19 protein-coding genes and 2 pseudogenes are annotated in these 21351 nt (G+C 36.0%); 18 read left to right on the top strand and 3 right to left on the bottom strand.

The genetic code is table 11. The annotated features are described in order from the left end of the window. Positions 1 to 87: 87 nt before the first annotated feature. The 4 genes from nagB to nagE all read left to right on the top strand — a co-directional run bounded on the left by nagB (position 88) and on the right by nagE (position 4278). Positions 88 to 822 carry a glucosamine-6-phosphate deaminase gene (gene nagB, locus KM885_RS01175; RefSeq protein WP_216883440.1) on the top strand — a complete coding sequence of 245 codons (735 nt, stop codon included), beginning with the start codon at positions 88 to 90 and terminating at the stop codon, positions 820 to 822. Between the two features lie 202 nt (positions 823 to 1024). Further along, positions 1025 to 1510 (top strand): PTS sugar transporter subunit IIA, encoded by a 486-nt coding sequence (locus KM885_RS01170; RefSeq protein WP_047184145.1) that lies wholly within the window; start codon positions 1025 to 1027, stop codon positions 1508 to 1510. Positions 1511 to 1653: 143 nt separating this feature from the next. After that, positions 1654 to 2382, top strand: coding sequence for an SIS domain-containing protein (locus KM885_RS01165; protein WP_216883439.1), 729 nt, complete (start codon positions 1654 to 1656; stop codon positions 2380 to 2382). A 435-nt stretch (positions 2383 to 2817) separates the two neighbouring features. Further along, a complete protein-coding gene (nagE, locus tag KM885_RS01160; protein ID WP_216883438.1) occupies positions 2818 to 4278 on the top strand; it encodes an N-acetylglucosamine-specific PTS transporter subunit IIBC in 1461 nt (486 codons plus the stop codon). A 265-nt stretch (positions 4279 to 4543) separates the two neighbouring features. Here the strand turns inward: nagE and KM885_RS01155 are convergent, their stop codons facing one another. Further along, positions 4544 to 5272 (bottom strand): GntR family transcriptional regulator, encoded by a 729-nt coding sequence (locus KM885_RS01155; RefSeq protein ID WP_047184142.1) that lies wholly within the window; start codon positions 5270 to 5272, stop codon positions 4544 to 4546. Between the two features lie 191 nt (positions 5273 to 5463). On the opposite strand from KM885_RS01155, the gene nagA reads away from it, so the two are divergent. Further along, positions 5464 to 6636: an N-acetylglucosamine-6-phosphate deacetylase gene (gene nagA / locus KM885_RS01150; RefSeq protein ID WP_216883437.1), complete on the top strand. Its 1173-nt coding sequence runs from the start codon at positions 5464 to 5466 to the stop codon at positions 6634 to 6636. 184 nt (positions 6637 to 6820) lie between these two features. Here nagA and KM885_RS17825 read toward each other — a convergent pair. Then, positions 6821 to 6928: pseudogene (locus tag KM885_RS17825) on the bottom strand (pentapeptide repeat-containing protein); the annotation flags it as partial. A 231-nt stretch (positions 6929 to 7159) separates the two neighbouring features. Between KM885_RS17825 and KM885_RS01145 the strand changes: the two are divergent. Beyond that, a complete protein-coding gene (locus KM885_RS01145) occupies positions 7160 to 7264 on the top strand; it encodes a YjcZ family sporulation protein (RefSeq protein ID WP_084824017.1) in 105 nt (34 codons plus the stop codon). 81 nt (positions 7265 to 7345) lie between these two features. Continuing rightward, positions 7346 to 7432: pseudogene (locus tag KM885_RS18220) on the top strand (YjcZ family sporulation protein); the annotation flags it as partial. Positions 7433 to 7636: 204 nt separating this feature from the next. On the opposite strand, the gene tkt reads toward KM885_RS18220, so the two are convergent. Beyond that, positions 7637 to 9631 (bottom strand): transketolase, encoded by a 1995-nt coding sequence (gene tkt / locus KM885_RS01135; RefSeq protein ID WP_216883436.1) that lies wholly within the window; start codon positions 9629 to 9631, stop codon positions 7637 to 7639. Between the two features lie 177 nt (positions 9632 to 9808). Here tkt and rpiA point away from each other — a divergent pair, with 177 nt between their 5' ends. From rpiA to KM885_RS01080, 11 genes are all read left to right on the top strand, one after another. Beyond that, positions 9809 to 10486: a ribose 5-phosphate isomerase A gene (gene rpiA / locus KM885_RS01130; protein ID WP_216883435.1), complete on the top strand. Its 678-nt coding sequence runs from the start codon at positions 9809 to 9811 to the stop codon at positions 10484 to 10486. Positions 10487 to 10799: 313 nt separating this feature from the next. Continuing rightward, positions 10800 to 11789, top strand: coding sequence for a LacI family DNA-binding transcriptional regulator (locus KM885_RS01125; RefSeq protein WP_338113645.1), 990 nt, complete (start codon positions 10800 to 10802; stop codon positions 11787 to 11789). 5 nt (positions 11790 to 11794) lie between these two features. Continuing rightward, complete coding sequence (locus tag KM885_RS01120; RefSeq protein WP_168380723.1) at positions 11795 to 12634, top strand: Cof-type HAD-IIB family hydrolase; 840 nt, start codon at positions 11795 to 11797, stop codon at positions 12632 to 12634. A gap of 56 nt (positions 12635 to 12690) precedes the next feature. Then, positions 12691 to 13749 (top strand): ABC transporter substrate-binding protein, encoded by a 1059-nt coding sequence (locus KM885_RS01115; protein WP_216883433.1) that lies wholly within the window; start codon positions 12691 to 12693, stop codon positions 13747 to 13749. Positions 13750 to 13812: 63 nt separating this feature from the next. Then, a complete protein-coding gene (locus KM885_RS01110) occupies positions 13813 to 15510 on the top strand; it encodes an ABC transporter permease (protein ID WP_225344056.1) in 1698 nt (565 codons plus the stop codon). Further along, positions 15511 to 16659: an ABC transporter ATP-binding protein gene (locus KM885_RS01105; protein ID WP_216883432.1), complete on the top strand. Its 1149-nt coding sequence runs from the start codon at positions 15511 to 15513 to the stop codon at positions 16657 to 16659. It abuts the gene before it with no gap. Between the two features lie 2 nt (positions 16660 to 16661). Further along, positions 16662 to 17456: an inositol monophosphatase family protein gene (locus KM885_RS01100; protein WP_168380724.1), complete on the top strand. Its 795-nt coding sequence runs from the start codon at positions 16662 to 16664 to the stop codon at positions 17454 to 17456. 406 nt (positions 17457 to 17862) lie between these two features. After that, a complete protein-coding gene (locus tag KM885_RS01095; RefSeq protein ID WP_145523182.1) occupies positions 17863 to 18621 on the top strand; it encodes a DeoR/GlpR family DNA-binding transcription regulator in 759 nt (252 codons plus the stop codon). A 216-nt stretch (positions 18622 to 18837) separates the two neighbouring features. Continuing rightward, positions 18838 to 19596 carry a DeoR/GlpR family DNA-binding transcription regulator gene (locus tag KM885_RS01090; RefSeq protein WP_216883460.1) on the top strand — a complete coding sequence of 253 codons (759 nt, stop codon included), beginning with the start codon at positions 18838 to 18840 and terminating at the stop codon, positions 19594 to 19596. Between the two features lie 22 nt (positions 19597 to 19618). Continuing rightward, the gene (locus tag KM885_RS01085) at positions 19619 to 20008 is read left to right on the top strand and encodes a tautomerase family protein (RefSeq protein WP_216883431.1); all 390 of its coding nucleotides are present in this window, start codon (positions 19619 to 19621) and stop codon (positions 20006 to 20008) included. Positions 20009 to 20073: 65 nt separating this feature from the next. After that, the gene (locus KM885_RS01080) at positions 20074 to 21282 is read left to right on the top strand and encodes an MFS transporter (RefSeq protein ID WP_216883430.1); all 1209 of its coding nucleotides are present in this window, start codon (positions 20074 to 20076) and stop codon (positions 21280 to 21282) included. The last annotated feature ends 69 nt before the right edge of the window (positions 21283 to 21351 follow it).

Below are 21351 nucleotides of genomic sequence, written 5' to 3'. Positions count from 1 at the left end.
AGATACGGACATTTTCCTTCTTGATGGTCAGCTTCCTATTAAGTATACTATTTCTTGCAAAGTCGTTTCATAAAAAGGAGAATAAAGATGAAAATAATTCAAGTGAAAGATTATCAAGCAATGAGTGAAAAAGCATGTGAATTAATCGTAGAAAGAATGCAAAAACTGGAAAATCCCGTATTAGGACTTGCAACTGGTTCTACTCCGGAAGGCTTATACAAATGTTTAATTAAAAAGAATAAAGAAGGCAAAGTTTCCTTTAAAAATACGACGACATTCAATTTAGACGAATATGTTGGAATAGGTAAGGAAGATCCAAATAGCTACGTTTACTTTATGAATGAAAAATTATTTGATCATGTTGATATTGCAAAAGAAAATGTTCATATACCAAGTGGATTAGAAAAAGACATGGATCAAGAATGTGAAAATTATGAGCAAATGATCCGTAACGCAGGTGGAATCGATGTTCAAGTATTGGGAATTGGAGTGAATGGTCATATTGGATTTAATGAACCCGGAACACCATTTACAAAACCAACGCATGTTGTGGAATTAACGGATTCTACTCGTGAGGCGAATGCAAGATTTTTTGCTTCTAAGGATGAAGTGCCAACCCATGCTATTTCAATGGGGCCTAAAACGATTATGCAAAGTAAAGAGATATTATTACTTATTTCCGGTGAAAACAAAGCCGACGCAGTTGCACAATTAATCGAAGGCGATGTAGATGAGCAAATGCCAGCATCTATCTTACAAAAACACGATCATGTCACGGTTATTGCAGACGAAGCAGCATTATCTAAGACGAAGAATAAATAAAGTAATTTTGAAAAGAGCAGCCTATGTAAATGGGTGCTCTTTTAGTGTTGGACTGGATAATTATTCTGTGTTGGTGCAAAAAGTTAATATTATGTTCAATAAACTGGTATAGACATATATACAATAGGCTGTTATTATAAAAGTAAGCAATTACATTGTCTTCATATCTAGATAAACGATGAGTAAAGAAAGGAAGATAATTTTGTTTAAAAAACTATTCAAACAATCAAAGGTTGAAAAAATATATGCTCCAGTCAACGGCGAAGTAGTCAAATTGGAGGAAGTCCCAGATCCGGTATTTAGTCAAAAAATGATGGGTGAGGGAATTGCCATAAATCCTAGTAAAGGAGAAATTGTATCACCAGTAAATGGGAAGGTAGTACAAATTCCAGATTCCAGACATGCGATTGGCTTAAAAACGGATAATGGAACAGAAGTATTGATTCATGTGGGACTAGAAACAGTAGCATTAGGTGGTAAAGGTTTTACACTGAATGTGAGTGAAGGGGACAAGGTAAGGGTAGGACAACCATTATTAAATGTAGATTTGAGTTATATTAGTGAAAATGCAAGTAGTGTGATTACACCAGTAGTTATTACAAACAGTAATGATATTGATAAAAAAATCACGTTATCTGAAGAGAAGGAAGCAAAGGCAGGAGAGACTGTGCTGGTAACTATCAACTAAAATAAAACACATTTATCCCACCTAAACGGGTAGTAAGACTCATAGCTCAGGCTTCTGGGGAAACAAAGAAGGTAGGTGGTCAACTGCCCGTGAAGGTCCGATAACTTTATTCGACACATACTAATTAGAGGAGTGATGGAGTCATGATCCATCCATATTTTAACCAGGTTAAAGAAATTTTAGATAAAGTAGAAATTGAAGAAGCAAAGAAGTTGGAACAAGCAGCTGAGAAGATCTGTGAAGCTTTCCAACATGATGGTGTGGTCCATTTATTTGGATCCGGTCATTCACATATATTAACAGAAGAGGTCTATTATCGGGCTGGAGGGCTTGTCCCCATTCATCCAATTTTTCATGAGCCATTAATGCTACATGAAGGCGCGATCTGTTCATCGGAATTGGAGCGGAAGAGCGGCTATGCTAAGACATTTATGGAAGAACAAGATATTCGTGAAAATGACGTGATGATTGTGATATCCACTTCTGGAAGAAACCCTGTTCCTATTGAAACTGCTCTTTTATCCAAGGAAAAAGGAGCGTTCGTAATTGGCCTATCATCCCATGTCTATGCAGAAGGGCAAACATCAAGACATGTTAGTGGGAAGTTTTTACATGAAGTTGTTGATGTAGGAATTGATAACCATATTCCAGTGGGGGATGCCTTGTTAACGAATGAAAATGTATCCGTTGGTTTTGCTCCAGGATCAACCACTGTTGGTGCGTCTATTCTTAATGCGATGATGGCAGAAGCGATATCCCTTATGGTAGAAAAGGGAATAACTCCGCCAGTATTTTTAAGTGGGAATGTGGACGGGGCTGATAAGCATAATTACGTATTAATGGAAAAATATAGCCACCGAATTAGATTTTAAACAAATAGCACGTAAAGTGGTATAGACAACTATATATAAGGCGTGCTATAATTTTGATGAAAAAAAGAAGGGCTTTAGTTCTTGTCGACAGAATTAGGAGGAGTTTCTTTCTTGCATAAGTGGAATGAAGATATTTGTCCTTGTCTAGGAAATTATAAAATTTGTGGCTGTGGATAACTTAGATACAGAAATAGCCACGTCCGGCTCCAGCGCCCAGTGACTAGTAGACTTCCTTCACCTCCGTACGATAAGTCAACATCGGCTCGCTTACGCTCTCCGTGTTTCCTTTATCTCCTATGGCTCAGTCCAGTCTATACGTCACTAAACGGGCGCTTGCGCCTTTGTTTTAAAGTTTGGCGAATGCCAAGTTTTCTAAAAAGGGAATTGAAACCGATTTATTAAATGTCTCTCAAGTGAAAATAGGAGGTTTTTACTATGATGAAATACTTGCAAAATCTAGGTAAGTCATTAATGCTTCCTGTTGCCGTATTACCTGCAGCTGCGGTATTAATGGGGATTGGTTATGCAATTGACCCAGAAGGCATGGGTTCTGGAAGTATCATTGCGGCATTCTTAATTAGTGCGGGTAGTGCAATTTTAGGCTTTATTCCGATTTTATTTGCCGTCGGTGTCGCAATAGGGATGACAAAGGCAAAAGATGGTCCAGCAGCACTTAGTGGCCTGGTTGGTTATTTGGTTGTTACAACTGTTTTAGCAACAGATAATGTAGCCAACTTGTTACAAATTAAAGTTGAAAGTGTCAATATGGCATTTGAAAATATTGATAATGTTTTTATTGGTATTATTTCTGGACTTATTGCGGCTGCACTATATAACCGCTTTAGTCATGTGAAATTACCTGAAGCACTTGCATTCTTTAGTGGAAAACGATTGGTACCAATTTTAACAGCAGCAACCATGCTTGTAGTTTCCATGATCTTATTATTTGTATGGCCAGCTGTATATTCCGCATTGGTTTCATTTGGGGAAGCAATTAGTAGTCTAGGGGCAGTTGGTGCAGGACTGTACGGATTCTTTAACCGTATTTTAATCCCGACTGGTTTACACCACGCATTAAATAACGTGTTCTGGTTTGATGTCGCGGGTATTAATGATATCGGTAACTTCTGGAATGGAGAAGGAACGCTAGGTATTACTGGTAGATATCAAGCAGGTTACTTCCCAATCATGATGTTTGGGCTTCCGGCGGCAGCACTTGCCATGTATCATACAGCGAAATCGAAAAGGAAAAAACAAGCTGCGTCCTTACTAATGGCAGTAGCGTTTGCATCTTTCCTTACCGGTGTTACGGAGCCGCTTGAATTTTCATTCATGTTCTTAGCACCAGTGCTTTACGTGGTACACGCAGTGCTAACAGGTATATCGTTGTTCATCGCAGCAACATTCCATTGGACAGCAGGATTTAGCTTTAGTGCTGGTCTTATCGACTTTTTATTAAGTTCACGACTTCCACTAGCGAATAATCCATATATGCTCATTCTTTTAGGTCTTGTGTTTGCGGTTATTTACTACTTCCTATTCCGCTTTTTAATTATCAAATTTGATTTCAAAACGCCTGGTCGTGAAGATGATGATGATGAGGAAGTGCTAGTTGGAGAAACTGCACCGAATACTACTGGAAAAGATAAGTATGCAATGATGGCAGAAGCAATTTATGAGGGGCTTGGCGGAGATGAGAATGTAATATCCGTTGATAACTGTGCGACCCGATTACGTCTTGAGGTAAAAGACATGGACGCAGTGGATCAGAAGAAAATCAAAGCAACCGGTGTACCTGGAATAAATGTCGTTGGGAAACATAGCATACAAGTTATTGTAGGGACACAGGTTCAAGCCGTAGCTGATGAAGTACACAAATTAAGGAAAGAAGATTAATAAAAATGGGGGAGGCTGGTATTCTTAAGAAGGATATTGGCCTTTTTTAGCAGGTAGGAAAGTATAAAAATCTTTCCCGTCTGGGGCTCCGATTACTCGCCCCATCATAAAGATTTGCATAAGTGCAACTAAGGCATTCGCCAACTTAAAAAATAAAAGCTACGAGAAATATGGAGAGATAAGGTTTTTTCTATTGGTCTATAATCTAAACCGAAGCAATGTTAAAATAAATTTTGGGAAATAACAGGATCAACAAACAGCGCTGTTAATCCCGTTTCATTTGCATTTTGAATTTATATTTATCGGAGCGGTAAATGGATTTGACATATTCAATTGGTGTTTCTTGGTCGTTTTTCAAGAAGCTTGTCCGGTGCATGACGAGAACAGGATCTCCCTTTTTGATATTTAAATACTGGGTTTCTTCTTCGTGAGCTAGGGATGCTTCAATCGTTTGATTCCCATAAGCAATTTCTAAATTTAATTTTTTTTCAATGTAATCGTAGAATGACATAAAAAGGTCCTTGTCACTGATTTCACCAACTAAATGTTTCGGTGTATAAATAGTTTCTAAAGCAAGTGGTTCGTCGTTAGCCATTCGGATTCGTTTGACTTCATAGATCTCATCGGTTGGTTCAGTTTTTAGTATAGAACTTATCCAAGTATGACCTGAAATGACATGAAAACTAAGTAGTTTATTAGAAGGAATCAATCCACGGTTCTTCATGTCCTCACTAAAGCTAGACAGTCCGGATAGGTCCTGTTCAAATTTTCTTTCTGCAACAAAGGTACCTCGGCCTTTTTGACGATAAATCAACCCTTCTTTTACAAGGTTTGTAATTGCTTGGCGTACGGTCATTCTGCTTATGTCATATTTTTCTGCATATTCACGTTCGGAAGGCAATAAATCACCAGGTTTCAACTGATCTTGAATCATGCGTTTTATCTCTTCTTCTAGTTGATAATAAATAGGGATAGGAGAATTTTTGTCAATCATGTGTATTCCCTTTCATTGTCCGTTTTCAGCGCCACAGCTGTCAGCGAGTAAATATTCAACATCTATTTTTTCCAGCGTGGGTACTACGGTTTTCTATTATTTTATCAAAATAATGATTGTGTGTACACAAATATATTAATGACTAGACAACTATATGAATAACATCTTAAATGTGAAAGGAATAGTGAATTATGAATACATCCATATATATTAAAAACACCCATATTATCTTGGAGAACAAAGAAGTGTCTAATGGGGGAATTTTAATAGAAAACGATCAGATTAAAAGAATTTTTGGGGAAAATGAGCAACCGAATCGTCTACCTGAAAATGTAGAAATATTAAACGGTGCCAATTTAACCGCCATTCCAGGGTTCATCGATGGTCACATACATGGTGCGAACGGTGCCGATACAATGGATGCTACAGAAGAAGCGTTGGATGCGATGGCATACTTGCTACCGAAAGAAGGGACAACAAGTTTTCTAGCAACAACCATCACCCAGTCTCCGGAAAATATTGATAAAGCTTTAAAGAACGTTGCAAACTATAAAAATAAAGCCAAACACGCAGAAATGATTGGTGTCCACTTGGAAGGACCATTTGTTGAAAAGTCGAAAGCTGGTGCACAACCTATTGAATATATTATGGAGCCCAATTTGAATCAATTTTTAAAATGGCAGGAGCTTTCAGGGAACAACATTCGAACGATTACCATGGCACCAGAGCATGATGTGGACGGTACATTTATTGGGTATTTAAATAAAAATGGTATTAACGTATCTGCTGGACACACAGATGTTGGATTTGATGGTATTAAAAAGGCAGTTGGAGAGGGGGTTAGCCAATTAACTCATTTATGTAATGCGATGAACGGGATTCATCATCGAGACATCGGAGCGGTTGGTGCGGCATTCCAATTGGATAATCTACGTGCGGAATTAATTTCTGATGGCGTACATGTCGTAAAAGAAATGCTACAACTGATTTATAATAATATCGGTAGTGAGCGGCTCATTTTAATTACGGATGCGATGCGTGCAAAAGGTTTACCAGCGGGTGATTATGAGCTTGGTGGACAACCTGTAAAAGTTACTGAAGATCGTGCGGTATTAGAGGATGGTACACTTGCTGGTAGTATTTTAAAAATGGATAAAGGAGCGCAAATGATGCTCGGATTGGACGGTGTAACGCTAGGTGATGTTGTACAAATGGCTTCCGTCAATCCTGCAAAACAAATCGGTATATATGATCGAAAGGGAAGTATCAAAGAAGGAAAAGATGCCGATATTTTACTTGTTGATGATGCGTTGAATATACAATACACCATTTGCCGTGGTGATATTTCATTTATGCGAGCGTAATGGGCATATCGTTTTTAATGAACTAGGAAGCATTTATCGGACCTTTAAGGAAGTTGATCTCCCACCTACCTTCTTTGTTTCCCAAGAAGGTTTAGGTGGGATAGATTCCTCACTATCAGTTTTGCTGATGTGTTCCACGTAGTTAAGATTACTTTTGAATCCTCTGTTTTTCACACTTTAGCGCTTATAACAGTTGTATCGCTTGAGACGTTGATACTTTGTATCCTCTTAACTTCACTATTGAAACAGTTAAAGAATCAAAATCAGATGTGCTTATATCAGTCCCTTTTAATCATGTTTCTTCAAATCTTACGCCAAGTTGAATAAAGAAAGCTATTGAATTGAACTTTTAATCTAATTTATACAAGCGAATTTTAATTCTAGTCGATCATCCGAATACACATTAAAATAAGGGATGTTCTGTCAAGCTCGAAAAAAAACCCAAAAACTAGGATTTTATCCATGTCGACATGAATTCTGCTAGCATATAGTGACTATATAAGGCTTAAGGAGGTGTAATGTAATGAGTGATGGAAGAGGATACGGTGATGGTTTTGCTTTGATCGTCGTATTGTTCATTTTGTTAATTATTGTGGGTTCTGCATACGTTGGATATGGTTATTATTAAGAAAATTATGTAAGGAGTGTTATTATGGGATTCGGATTTGGTAGATGTGGATATAGTTGTTACGATGGTTATGGATACGGTGGCGGATATGGTGGAGGAAGCAGCTTTGCATTAATCGTTGTACTGTTTATCCTTCTAATCATCGTTGGCGCAGCTTGGTATTACTAAGTATTTTCTAATAGAAGAAACCTTTTTAAAAAACTTTCCTCACGTCTTTTGACTAAAGACTATTACCTCCTCTAAAGCGGTTATAGGGTAGCTAGAAATTTTGCTACCCTTTTCTTGTTTTGTTAAAATATATAGTCTATACGCGATTTAAACTATAAAAAAATGCGGAGCCTCTAATAAGGTTCCGCATTTCTTTGATATATTTTAAGCTAATACTTCTTCCACAGTTTTCACTACATTTTCAACTGTAAATCCATATTCTTCAATAACTTTGTCTCCTGGTGCGGATGCTCCGAAGCGATTGATTCCTAGTACTTTACCATCTAGGCCTACATAACGTTCCCATCCAAGTGTTGCACCCATTTCAATAGCTACACGGGCTCTAACTTCTGATGGTAGCACAGCCTTTTTGTATGCTTCGTCTTGTGCTTCAAAACGATCCCATGATGGCATACTTACGACACGTGCATCGATTCCTTTAACTTTCAATTCAGCTTGAGCTTTTACAGCTAATTGTACTTCAGAACCTGTTGCTAAAAGAATCGCATCTGGAGTTTCTTTTTCAGAATCAACTAGTACGTAACCGCCTTTTTGTACTCCTTCATAACCAGTACCTTCTAATGTTGGAAGGTTTTGGCGAGTTAGAACAAGTGCAGTTGGTGTGTCTGTAGATTCTACTGCTAATCTCCATGCTGCAGAAGTTTCATTTGCATCTGCTGGACGGATGATAGAAAGACCAGGCATAGCACGTAATGCTGCTAAATGTTCAACTGGTTCATGAGTTGGGCCATCTTCTCCAACAGCGATAGAATCATGAGTTAATACATAAGTAACTGGTTGATTCATAATGGATGCTAGACGAATGGATGGACGTAGGTAGTCATTAAATACGAAGAATGTACCACCATAAACTTTTAATCCACCATGAAGTGCCATACCATTTAGTGCAGCACCCATCGCATGTTCACGAACACCAAACCAAATGTTACGTCCAGCGTAATTTTCTCTTGAATAGTCTTCTTCTTTATTCATCATGGTTTTGTTTGAACCAGCTAAATCCGCACTTCCTCCGAAGAAGTTAGGTACAGCATCTGCAATAGCGTTTAACACTTTACCAGAAGATGCTCTAGTTGCTAATGTATCTTCACCAGGAGTGAATTGAGGTAATGCTTTTTCCCAACCCTCAGGAAGTTTGTTGTTAATTGCTGTTTCTAATTCTTTAGCAAGTTCAGGGTATTTTTCTTTATATTGATTAAATAGCTCATTCCATTGTGCTTCTTTTTCCGCACCGTCTTTAACAACTTTTTCGTAAAAATCAGCATAAACTTCTTCCGGTACATGGAAAGCTTCATGTTCCCAGTTATAGAATTCCTTTGTCAATTTCACTTCATCTGTACCAAGCGGAGCACCGTGAGCATCAGATTTAGCGGATTTATTAGGTGATCCGTAACCAATTACTGTTTTAATTTCAATAAACGTTGGTTGTTCTGTATTGTTTTGAGCTGCTTTGATTGCGTTTCTGATTTCATCTAGGTTATTTCCATCTTCTACATAAAGAACTTGCCAACCATATGCTTTGAAACGTTCTTGTGCATTGTCAGAATAAGATTTATTTAAATCTCCATCTAAGGAAATATCATTCGAATCGTAAAGAACGATTAATTTTCCTAAGCCTAAGTGACCAGCTAGAGAAGCTGCTTCATGAGAGATACCTTCCATTAGGTCTCCGTCACCAACAAGAGAGTACGTGTAGTGGTCTACTACATTTAAATTCTCTTTATTATATTTAGCAGCTAAATGACTCTCTGCCATCGCCATCCCAACTGCCATTGCAATACCTTGGCCAAGTGGACCAGTTGTAGCTTCTACACCATCTGTATGGTTTACTTCTGGATGTCCAGGAGTTTTAGAATCCCACTGACGGAATGATTTTAAATCATCCATGGATACATCATAACCTGATAAATGAAGTAAACTATATAAAAGCATGGAACCATGGCCTGCTGAAAGTACAAAACGGTCACGGTTGAACCATTTAGAATGTTTTGGATTGTGATTCATGAAATCAGTCCAAAGTGTATATGCCATTGGTGCTGCCCCCATTGGTAAACCAGGGTGACCAGAATTAGCTTTTTCAATCGCATCAATTGCAAGAGTACGAATAGTATTTACTGCTAGCTGTTCTACATTATTTGACATTGTCAAACTCCCTCCGAATAAAGTAATTAATAGTATTACTATATACTAGTATAATAGAAAACGAGTGGGAAACAAACGAAAAACAATTAAATAATTGTAATTTAATAAGTAAGTTTGTCGTTTTTCGTTTATAATGAGTTTAGGAAAGGTTTACACAGGAAAGGAAGGATTTTGGAAATGAGCCAAGTCGATGAAATAAAACAATTAGTTGGCGAAGAAGCGGCTAAATATATAAAAGATGGAATGAAAGTTGGATTAGGATATGGTTCAACGATGTATTATGCTGTGAAAAAATTAGGTGAACGTATAAAAGAAGAAGGTATCAATATAGTAGGAGTCCCTTCAGCAAATAAAACAGCGGAATGGGCAAAGGAATTTGGAGTTCCACTTACCGACTTTTCAAAAGTTCAAGAGCTTGATATTGCCATTGATGGAGCAGATGAAGTAGACCCTAATTTACAATTGATTAAAGGTGGCGGTGGTGCGTTATTCCGTGAAAAAGTAGTAGCGGCAGCGGCTAAAGAATTCTATGTCATTGTTGATGGTTCTAAAATTGTGAATCATCTAGGTGCATTCAAACTACCAATTGAAGTGGTACCTTTTGGTTGGGAAGTAACAGCTAGTAAAATCGCTAAATTTGGTTGTGAACCGGTATTAAGAGAAAAAGATGGTGAAGTATTTATTTCTGATAATGGAAACTACATATTAGATTGTAATTTTCAAAAGATTACTGAACCAGAAAAATTACATAACGAACTTATTGGAATTGTCGGTGTTGTGGAGACAGGATTGTTTGTAAACATGGCTGATAAAGTTTTGGTAGGGAAGGATGGGAAGGTGGAAGTTATTGAATAATTAAGTTGCTAAAAGGTACTAAAATAAAAGTTCCGATCTAGTGTAGATTGGAGACTATTTCTTTACTAAATATTTATAATTAAGTAATTGTATTAGGCGGTCATTTTTGCAAAGACTTAAAACTATATTGTTAGCTGAAAAACACATTATTTACAAAAATAGACAATAGTTGAGGGAATAATCCTTCATTTATTGTCTATTTTGTTTAAATTATTATTCAGAATTACCAAAAAATTTATTGACTTCTGAATTATTTAGGAATAAAATAAATGTAAACGTTACCGGTAACGTTCCCGAAAAGGAGGTATCATAAATAGTAACAATTAAGGACATTGCTAAACATTTAAATATTTCTGTTTCAACTGTATCTAGAGCACTTAATAATCACAGTGATATAAATGAGATGACGAAGGAAAAGGTCCTTAAAGCTGTTGGGGAAATGAAATATAGACCCAATACTATTGCACGTAGTCTGATTCAAAATAAGACCTATACTGTTGGGTTAATGGTTCCAGACATTGCTGATCCTTTTTTTTCAAATGTCGCTTTGGGTATAGAGGAAGTTTTATCTGCTCAAGGATATCAAGTTGTATATGGAAATACTTCAAGAAATAAGGCTAAAGAGAAAAAGTTTATTGAGAGTGTTTTTGATAGAAAGATGGATGGTATTCTCCTTACACCTGATAATTTAGACGAAGATATTATATCAATGTTAAGAAATCTAAAGGTACCAGCATTATTTTTAAGAAGAAGAACCCCAAATGGTCTAAATATTCCGTATATTGATGTAGATCATTATGAAGGAGCATGCAAAGCAGTTGAGCACCTCTTGTCTAAGGGTCATCGTAATATTTGCTTTATGGGTATGACAGAAGATTCGTTTATTAGTAATGAAAGACTCAGGGGTTTTATGGAAACGATGCATAAGCACGGGATCTACCCTAATGATAATCAGATAGTAATTGCAGGTAGAACGATAGAGTCAGGCAAACTAGCAATGGAAAAGTTATATAAAAAAAATAAAAATATGACAGCATTATTTGCTAGTAACGATTTACTCGGCATTGGAGCATTGGAGTGGCTATCTAAAAATAATATAGATGTACCTAATGAAGTATCTGTTATTGGATTCGATAATCTGGAACTATCAGAATTATATTGGATTCAAATGACGACAATGGCCCAACCAAGAGAAATGATGGGAAAAATGGCTGCCGAAAAGTTATTAAAGATGATGGATAATTCGGAAAAGGGAAAATCAATACTATTACATGCAGAATTAATTAGAAGACAAACATGTTAGGAGGGATGAAGATAAAAAGGTTTGAGAATATATTGCTTGTGTCAGATTTAGATGGAACCTTGTTAGACTCCAAGCAAAAAATTAGTAAAGAAAATTTAGAGGCAATCACCAAGTTTAAAAAACTTGGTGGAAAGTTTACAATTGCTACTGGTAGAATGGAGAAATCCGTTCAACCATTTATAGATTTATTAAATATAGATATACCAGTAATACTGTATAACGGTGCTGTAATATATGACCCAAAGTCTACTAGAGTTCTAGAAGGAAAATTCCTTGAGGGGTATGTAAAGTTGATAGAAGCTTTTCAAACATTAGCAACTAAAGTAGATTTGGGTTTATTAGTCTACCAAATGGGCAACGTTTACACGATAGAGAGGAATACAATCATCCAAGAATACGAGGAGAAAGATCAAGTTTTATGTGAAATCATTACCGATGAAATTTTTAATGAGCCAATTACAAAAGTTCTTTTAATATCTCCTAATACCGAAACTCTAAGCCGGTGTGAAGAAGTGATCCACTTATATGATTTCACGTGTAATCTGGTATATTCTGAAAATAATTATCTTGAAATTTTGCCCAAGACGGCTTCTAAGGGATCTGCCTTATTGCAATTACAAGAATATCTAAATTACAAAGGTAAGCTTAAAACTATTTGTATTGGGGACAACTTAAATGACATTTCCATGTTGGAAACAGCACATAAGGGATTCATTGTAGAAAATTGCCATAGTAGTATGAAACAATCAAATTTCATTATGGGAGCACATCATGAAAACAATGCAATTGCAGATGTAATATATAACCATATCTTTTCAGAAAAGGAGGAAGAATTTTTAACTTAAAACCAATATAAAATCTAGCTATTATAAATTAAAAAATGAGAATAGGAGGGTTTTAATTGAAAGGTAAAAAATTAATTCTTTTATCTTTTGTATTTTTGGTAGGTATGTTACTAACTGCTTGCGGATCTGAAAAATTAACAAGTTCTGAAGGGGAAAGCAGTAAGTCAAATAAATTGTCTATATATACTGCCTTCCCTGAGCAGGAGGCAGTAACTTATATTCAAGAATTTGAAAAAGAAACAGGAATTGATGTTCAGTTTGTTAGATTGTCTGCGGGTGAAACACTTGCAAGACTTCAAGCGGAGAAGTCGAATCCACAAGCCTCCGTGTGGTATGGTGGTCCATCCGACACTTTTGTAGCTGCAGTAAATGAAGGATTAATTGAAGCTTATCAACCAGAAGGTATTGATCAATTACCGGAGCAATTTTTGGATAAGGAAGAACATTGGACCCCGATTTATGTTGGAGCACTGGGATTTGCAACTAACCAGGATTGGTTAAAGAAAGAAGGATTAGAAGCTCCAAAAAGTTGGTCTGATTTATTAAAACCTGAGTTTGCAGGTGAAGTAACAATGGCTCATCCTTCATCTTCAGGGACAGCCTATTCTATATATGCAACACTTGTTCAGCTTATTGGTGAAGATGAAGCCATCGATTATTTGAAAAAGCTGGACAAAAATATAAGACAATATACTAAGTCTGGGTCAGCTCCAGCACAACAGACTGGGCTAGGTGAAACAGGAGTCGGAATCTCCTTTGCTCACGATATTTTAGCTCCAAAGCATGAAGGCTATCCTATTGAATTAACATTCCCAGAAGATGGGACTGGTTATGAGGTAGGTGCAGTTGCCTTAATTAAAAATGCGCCAGCTGATCAACTGGAAAACGCAAAGAAATTTATCGACTGGTCTATTACAAAAGCTGCACAAGATATATACAGTGAATCTGAATCATTCCGTTTGCCAATCAATCCAGAAGCTATTACCCCAGAAGGTGCAACGAAGTTAACAGAGCTGGAGATTATTGATTATGATGCTGTTTGGGCTGGAGAAAATCGTGATCGTTTATTAGAAAAATTTAATAAAGAAGTTCGTGGACAGGATGCGGCTGAGTAAAAATTGTAATGTAGTGGGACGAGTTCAATCGTCCTACTACAAAAACACAAGGGGGATAACACGTTGGAACAATCAAAAACGACAAGGATGGGAGATAAACTTAGTGTAAAGAAAAAGGAATTACAAGCACTAGTGAGAGAGCCTTTTTTACTAATATTAATCATATTAATTTTTCTTTCGTTGTTGCTTTTTTCAGCATATCCAGTTTGGCAAGTTTTAAAAGCGACAATGGTAGGTGAGGATGGTCTAGATTTAACTATTATATCTGAACAGCTAACCAGTAGTGTATTTCTACATACATTATGGAATAGTCTGAAACTCGGAATGGTTGCAGCCTTATTTGCAACTATTATGGGTTTTATTTTTGCCTTTGCTGTAACAAGAACAACGATGAAAGGGAAGAAGTTTTTTCACCTTATCGCACTGCTACCGATTATTTCACCTCCATTTGTAATAGCCCTTTCAGTAATCTTACTTTTTGGTCGAAATGGGATTATTTCAAATGGTTTGTTAGGGCTTGAAAATACAAATGTTTATGGTTTTACAAGTTTAGTACTTATACAAATATTGGCATTCTTCCCACTTGCTTATTTAAATTTACGTGGTGTGTTGGAATCGATTGACCCATCCGTAGAAGACGCTGCATTAAATTTAGGTGCATCAAGGTGGTCGGTCTTTAAATCGATTACTTTTCCACTAGCTGTCCCAGGGGTGCTTAGTTCATTACTCCTTGTGTTTATAAAATCTATTGAGGATTTTGGAAACCCAATGGTAATTGCAGGGGATTATAAGACACTAGCTGTTGAGGCATATTTACAAATTACTGGAATGTATGACTTAAGGTCAGGAGCCTTCATTGCAATTGCTCTTTTACTTCCGGCATTAACTGCCTATTTTATCCAAAAATATTGGGTTAGCAAAAAATCGTATGTTACAGTAACTGGTAAACCGAGTCAGGGTAATATTAAGATTAACGAAAAATATATTGTGTACCCACTTTTTGCCTTTTGTTTATTAATAACAGGAATTGTTCTATTATTCTATGGTTCAGTAGTATGGGGGGCTTTTGTAAAACTTTGGGGTGTTGATAATTCTTTAACTTTAGATCATTTCAAATATATCTTTACGGTTGGTTTTGATTCCATTAAAGATACTCTAATTCTAGCATTGGCTTCTACACCAGTCATTGGAATTCTAGGTATGGTTATCGCTTATCTTCTAATACGAAAACAATTTATTGGAAAGAAGTTAATGGAGTTTTTTACAATTATTCCCTTTGCTGTGCCCGGGACGGTTGTTGGTATTGGATATATATTGGCTTTTAACGAAAAGCCGCTGCTTTTGACTGGAACTGCTATCATTTTAATATTAGCCTTTGTATCTAGAAATGTGACTGTAGGTATAGAAGCAGGAACAAATAGCCTTAGACAAGTAGATCGCTCTATTGAAGAAGCATCTACCATATTAGGTGCTGATTCTTTCAAAACATTTTGGAAGATTTCACTACCTTTAATGAAACCAGCACTCTTTTCTGGATTAGTTTATGGTTTTGTTAAATCAATGACTTCAATAAGTGCTATCATCTTCTTAGTCTCGGTTAGTTGGAATTTAATCACTGTTTCCATACTATCACAGGTAGAATCTAGTAGGATGGGGGCTGCTGCAGCTTACTGTATCATCTTAATTTTGATCATATTGTTTGTTATTTCTATTATGGAGTTTTTTGTAAACGGCGGATTTAAGAAACGGAGGGAATCATAAGTGGAGAAAACTACGATTACATCAAAGCCAACTATAAGAACACCATTAGCTACAAAGTCTGTTTCGGTGGAATTAAAGCAGTTAGTTAAGAAATTTCCATCTATGGATGGTGGAGAAGATTTTGTAGCAGTAGACCAATTAAACTTGAAGATAGATTCAGGGGAATTAGTTACACTATTAGGTCCTTCAGGTTGTGGAAAAACGACAACTTTACGTATGTTGGCAGGGTTTGAATTTCCTACATCAGGAAGTATATTAGTCGGCGATAAGGATATCTCAAATGTAGCACCTAACAAGCGTAATATTGGGATGGTATTTCAGAGCTATGCCTTATTTCCACATTTAACGGTTTTTGAGAATGTTGCTTATGGATTAAACATTAAAAAGGTTAACAAAAAAGAAATGATTCAACGGACAAACACTGTTCTTGAAATTATGCATTTGGAAAAGCTCAAGGATAGACCTCCATCTCAATTGTCAGGAGGACAGCAACAGCGTGTTGCGCTTGCCCGTGCAATAGTAACAGAACCAAATGTTTTGCTATTTGACGAACCTCTTTCAAACCTCGATGCAAAATTAAGAGAATACATGCGAGATGAATTAAGAAAAATACAACAACGACTAGGGATTACGAGTCTGTATGTTACTCATGATCAAACGGAAGCAATGGCTATTTCTGATAAGGTTGTTATTATGAATCAAGGACAACTACAACAAGCAGATTCGCCGCAGAATATTTATATTAAACCTAAAAATCATTTTGTTGCCGATTTTATGGGTAAAGCCAATTTTATTCCAGCTACTATCAAGGATTGTGATGCAAACACAATTAGAATAATCATTTTGAATGAGGAAATTACTGTTATCAATAATGTTAATTTTTCGATTCAAAAAGGTCAGATAGTTGACTGTGTTGTAAGACCTGAATTTTGGAAAATTGATAATGAGGGTAAATTTAATGGTATAGTTCGAAATGCTACCTATTTTGGAAATTCTGTTGAATATGAAATTGAAATAAACGGCTTCCTTATTACGGTTTCTGATTATGAACATGTAAAAAATGGGATGAAATTTGAGGGAGATACTATTCGTTTATATTTGGAAGAGGAATGTGTAAGTCTTTTAGAAGAGGGCAGAAAAGGGGTGTAACTTTGGATTCACTTAATATAGCTATTAAAATTGCTAGAAAAGCTGGTAAACAATTAGCAGAACAGATTAACGAACCATTTAACATTGAACAAAAACAATCGGAATTTGATTTGGTTACAGAGTGGGATAAAAAAACAGAAATTTTAATTACTAAGAAGATAAAAGAAAAATTCCCAGAACATAAAGTTATAGGGGAAGAAAGTATTTATGCTAATTCGAATGAAAAATTCCTAGAGATAGTAAATAATGAAGAATTTGTATGGGTATTAGATCCCATTGATGGTACAAATAACTTTATTCATGGCCTTCCTGGGTATTCAATTTCCATTGCATTGCTTAGCTTTGGTGAGATTATTTTAGGGGTAGTTTATAACCCAGATAATGATGAAATGTTTTACGCTGAGCGAGGCAAAGGAGCTTATATGAATGGTGAAAGAATGAATGTAAGCAATAGAAAAGTTCTGGCGGAAAGTATATTAGCTACTGGATTCCCTTCCGATGTTGAAAAAAACAGAAAGACTGTATTAAATCAAATATTTAAATTAGGATCAGAATGTAGAAATATAAGGGTATATGGTTCTGCTGCACTACATTGTGCGTATGTTGCAGCTGGAAGACTCGAGGCATTCTGGGAACCTGGTTTAAATATTTGGGATATAGCCGCTGGTTCTTTAATTGTTAAGGAAGCAAATGGTACGGTTAGTGAAATGGACGGTACCAATTTTAGCTTGAATTTTAAAACATTTTTGTGTAGTAATGGGAAACTAGATAATGAATTGATTGGGTATTTAAATTAGAGAGATCTTGCCCAAACAAAAAAACAGACGATAGTTGAGGTAATAAGCCTCTAACCATTGTCTGTTTTTTAATAAGTGTAAAAATCTAGCACTATTCTTAAATTAATTCTGTGTTTCTGCCCTCAAAATCTCCTTACTACTCTCGATTCAAATATTTGATGGAGCACATTTTATAACTATTTTTAACAAAAAGGAAAAAATATAAAAAGTTATCAATACACAAATCACTATATAAAGGTATTGTTTGTAAGCGGTATCAATGTTAAAATAGAATCACGAGTTAACCAACTTCTTCTCTTAATGAAATTATATATATACAATCACGGTTATAAAACTTCTTATTTTTTTGTTACTTGTTTAAAATTAGTGTATGATAATGACGATTATAAAAAAGGAATGAGTGTATGTGTTAAAAACAAAACGTTTAGATTTGATCCAGGAATATATCGTTGAACGCGGGAGTGTTTCCTTGGACGAATTGGTTGAAAAATTTAATGTATCTAAAAACACAATCAGAAGAGATGTGAATGATCTGATTGAGGGGGGAGACTTCAAGAAAGTATATGGCGGTGTTTCCGTAGATAAATCTACTTCAATAGTTCCATATGTGGATAGGCAAATTCGGAATCATAAGCAAAAGCAGTTAATCGCAAAAGCAGCCGCTGAATTCGTTCAAGACGGTGACATCATTTTTATAGATTCGGGTACCACTACAGTAGAAATGGTGGAATTTATAAAAGAAAAGGAATTAACAATTATTACAAATAATGTTGATTTTATTATTAAGGCGCTTCCGTATAATAATTTAAGCGTATTCTCTACTGGTGGGATGCTCGAACGTAAAACAAATTCGTTTACTAGTGCTGAGAATGATGAATTAATCACTTCTTATAATATTACGAAGGCCTTTATAGCTTCTACTGGAATTACCATTAAAAATGGAGTTACGAATTCGCTTCCGTTAGAAAGTGGATTAAAGAGCACGGTTGTTCAGGAAAGTGCGGAAAACTTTTTGTTAGTGGATTCCAGCAAGTTTGATAAAGCAGCATTAACGACGTACTGTCAATTAAACGAAATCAACTACTTAATCTCTGATAGTATACCTGAGAAATATGTTCATTATGCCAAAGAAAATAATATTGAAGTTGTTATAGCGGAAAAGTAAGCAGAAATGCTTACTTTTTTTGTATCTAATATTTACGCCTGCCAACCGGAAATGGGTTAGATGTTGTACTACCTTTCTGCCTTTTGGAAGTGTTTTACGAGGGAAATATAATTTTTTATACCATTTATTCAAATTATGGTTAACTTTTGGTTATTTTGTGATATAATGTGACTAAAGTATAAAAGAGTGTACCTTTGTGGAAGGGAGGGAATGGAAGTGTTGAAAGTGGAAAGATTGGATGAGATTAAGGAATACATTAAAAAGAATGTGACCGTTTCTTTAGATGAATTGGTTAGCGTGTTTGGGGTATCGAAGAACACGATTCGGAGAGATGTGGACATATTAGTGAAAAGTGGGGAATTTAGTAAGATATATGGCGGTGTATCCGTAAATCGCTCCACAATTATTCCATTTCAAGATAGAAGTATTCAAAATCAGTCTGCAAAGCAACAAATAGCTAAACAGGCAGCTTCTTACGTGGAAGATGGTGATATTATTTTTATTGATTCGGGTACAACCACGGTGGAAATGTTTCATTTTATGAAGCATAAAGAGGTCACTGTTATAACAAATAATATGGATTTTGTGATTGCTGCACTACCATTTGAGAATTTAAATGTTTTTTCTACTGGTGGAATGCTTGAACGCAAAACCAAATCTTTAACAAGTATTCATAACAAAGAAATCATCAAAGGATATAACATTAATAAAGCATTTCTAGCATCCTCTGGTATATCTTTGAAAAATGGCGTTACGAATTCCCTCCCAGTCGAAAGTTATTTAAAGGCTTGTGTTGTGGAAAAAAGTGACGAGGTATTCTTACTAGTAGATCATCATAAGTTCGACAAGTATTCATTGACAACTTACTGTAGTTTAGAACAGATTGATTATCTTCTAACAGATAAACAGCCAGCTATTCCATATTTAGAGTTCCTAAAGAAACATGATATTAGCTTGATGGTAACAGGAAAGTAAAAATTTTTTGGAGGTTTCATTTATGCCATTATTAAGATTCGATATAATTGAAGGAAGAACGGATGAAGAATTGAAAGAATTATTAGATGCTACCCATGATGTGGTCGTGAAAGCTTTTGGTGTTCCGTTAGGGGATCGTTATCAAATTGTTAGTCAGCATCGTCCAAACGAAATGATTATTCAAGATACTGGTTTAGGTTTTGAAAGAAGTGATAAGGTTGTTGTTATTTCAATGAGAAGTACACAAAGAAGTGACAAACAGAAGAAAGATTTTTATAATATGCTTGTGAAGGAACTAGGAGAAAGATGTGGTATGAAACCAAACGATATCATGATTAATATTATGACGAATGGCGCTGCAGACTGGAGCTTCGGGTTTGGCGAGGCTCAGTTCCTTACAGGTGAATTGTAAAATAACAAATGAAGCTGAGGTAATTACTCGGCTTTATTAATACTAGAAGCTGGAAGGGGTTACATATGTCAAAAGCTATGTCACGAAATAAAGCGCTTTTTATTGTTGTTTCTTTTCTGTTGTGGTTCCCTCATTTCCTTTATGTTCCGATTCTTTCTCCCTACATGGAAGAGATAGGGACACCATATACGTTTATCGGAATTGTTTTAGGTAGTTATGGAATTACGCAACTATTATTTCGTTTGCCAATTGGTATAAGATCAGACATGATGAAATTGAGAAAACCATTCATTATTGCGGGGATGGTGATGAGTTTAATTAGTTGTTTGATTTTCATCACGATGGATGGTGCGGGATGGTTATTACTTGCCCGTTCATTTGCCGGTCTTGCAGCTGCTTCTTGGGTTGCATTTACTGTGTTGTACCCAATCTATTTTTCTAAAGATAAGGTACATGTTGCAATGGGAAGTATTTCATTCGTCGTTGTGCTAGCACAATTTCTTGGTATGAGCTTCAGTGGATATATGGTAGAGATGTGGGGATGGAAATCGCCTTTTTGGATTGGAACTATCTTCAGTATTATTGGACTCATTCTATCCTTTTTCATTTATGAGCCAAAAGATAAAGAGGTATCCCAACCGATTCAATTAAAGGAACTAGCAACTGTTATCCGGGAACCTAATCTTCTTAAAGTTTCTTTTCTTTCTATCATTGCTCATAGTGTTATGTTTTCCACGATGTTTGGTTTCACGTCCACTTTTGCATTGCAGATAGGATTTAACCCGAGTGAAATTACGTGGATTGTTTTTGCTTTTATGATTCCTCATGCTTTTGCAACATTGTTTATGGGGAATGTTTTGGTTCCGCGTATAGGAGAATGGCCAGCACTTAAGGCAGCATTTTTTCTAACGGCGATATTTACCTTTATGATGCCTTTTGCACATAACAAAATTCTATTTCTGCTGATTCAAGCATTTGCAGGATTTGCATTAGGGCTTGTATTCCCATTATTACTAAGTATGTCTATTCAATCAATCTCTCAGGAGAAAAGAGCTACCGCAATGGGAGCCTACCAATCTATTTATGCGATTGGAATATTTGTTGGACCATTCGTGACGGGAATCATTAATTCATCATTCGGACTAGAATCAGGTTTTTATTTTCTAGGGGTCGTTAGTCTTATTACAACAGCATTAATTGTGATTTGGGGGAGGCAGGAAATCAAGCGTAAAAATTCGATGAACAACTACAAAAAAAGAAAAGTACAATCATAGATATTAATTGTGTTGAAAATACCCTTTCGATAATGGGTTTTTCGCTACCTTCACTGCATAAATGATTGG

This window comes from Oceanobacillus caeni, assembly GCF_019037185.1.
Classification (GTDB): Bacteria; Bacillota; Bacilli; order Bacillales; family Amphibacillaceae; genus Oceanobacillus; species Oceanobacillus caeni.
This window is presented reverse-complemented; position numbering and strand designations above follow the sequence as displayed.

Bases quoted from the DNA above. Each gene is read 5' to 3' on its own strand.
- nagB (WP_216883440.1), top strand. From the start codon at position 88: ATGAAAATAATTCAAGTGAAAGATTATCAAGCAATGAGTGAAAAAGCA.
- KM885_RS01165 (WP_216883439.1), top strand. From the start codon at position 1,654: ATGATCCATCCATATTTTAACCAGGTTAAAGAAATTTTAGATAAAGTA.
- nagE (WP_216883438.1), top strand. From the start codon at position 2,818: ATGATGAAATACTTGCAAAATCTAGGTAAGTCATTAATGCTTCCTGTT.
- KM885_RS01155 (WP_047184142.1), bottom strand. From the start codon at position 5,272: ATGATTGACAAAAATTCTCCTATCCCTATTTATTATCAACTAGAAGAA.
- nagA (WP_216883437.1), top strand. From the start codon at position 5,464: ATGAATACATCCATATATATTAAAAACACCCATATTATCTTGGAGAAC.
- KM885_RS01145 (WP_084824017.1), top strand. From the start codon at position 7,160: ATGAGTGATGGAAGAGGATACGGTGATGGTTTTGCTTTGATCGTCGTA.
- tkt (WP_216883436.1), bottom strand. From the start codon at position 9,631: ATGTCAAATAATGTAGAACAGCTAGCAGTAAATACTATTCGTACTCTT.
- rpiA (WP_216883435.1), top strand. From the start codon at position 9,809: ATGAGCCAAGTCGATGAAATAAAACAATTAGTTGGCGAAGAAGCGGCT.
- KM885_RS01120 (WP_168380723.1), top strand. From the start codon at position 11,795: ATGAAGATAAAAAGGTTTGAGAATATATTGCTTGTGTCAGATTTAGAT.
- KM885_RS01085 (WP_216883431.1), top strand. From the start codon at position 19,619: ATGCCATTATTAAGATTCGATATAATTGAAGGAAGAACGGATGAAGAA.
- KM885_RS01080 (WP_216883430.1), top strand. From the start codon at position 20,074: ATGTCAAAAGCTATGTCACGAAATAAAGCGCTTTTTATTGTTGTTTCT.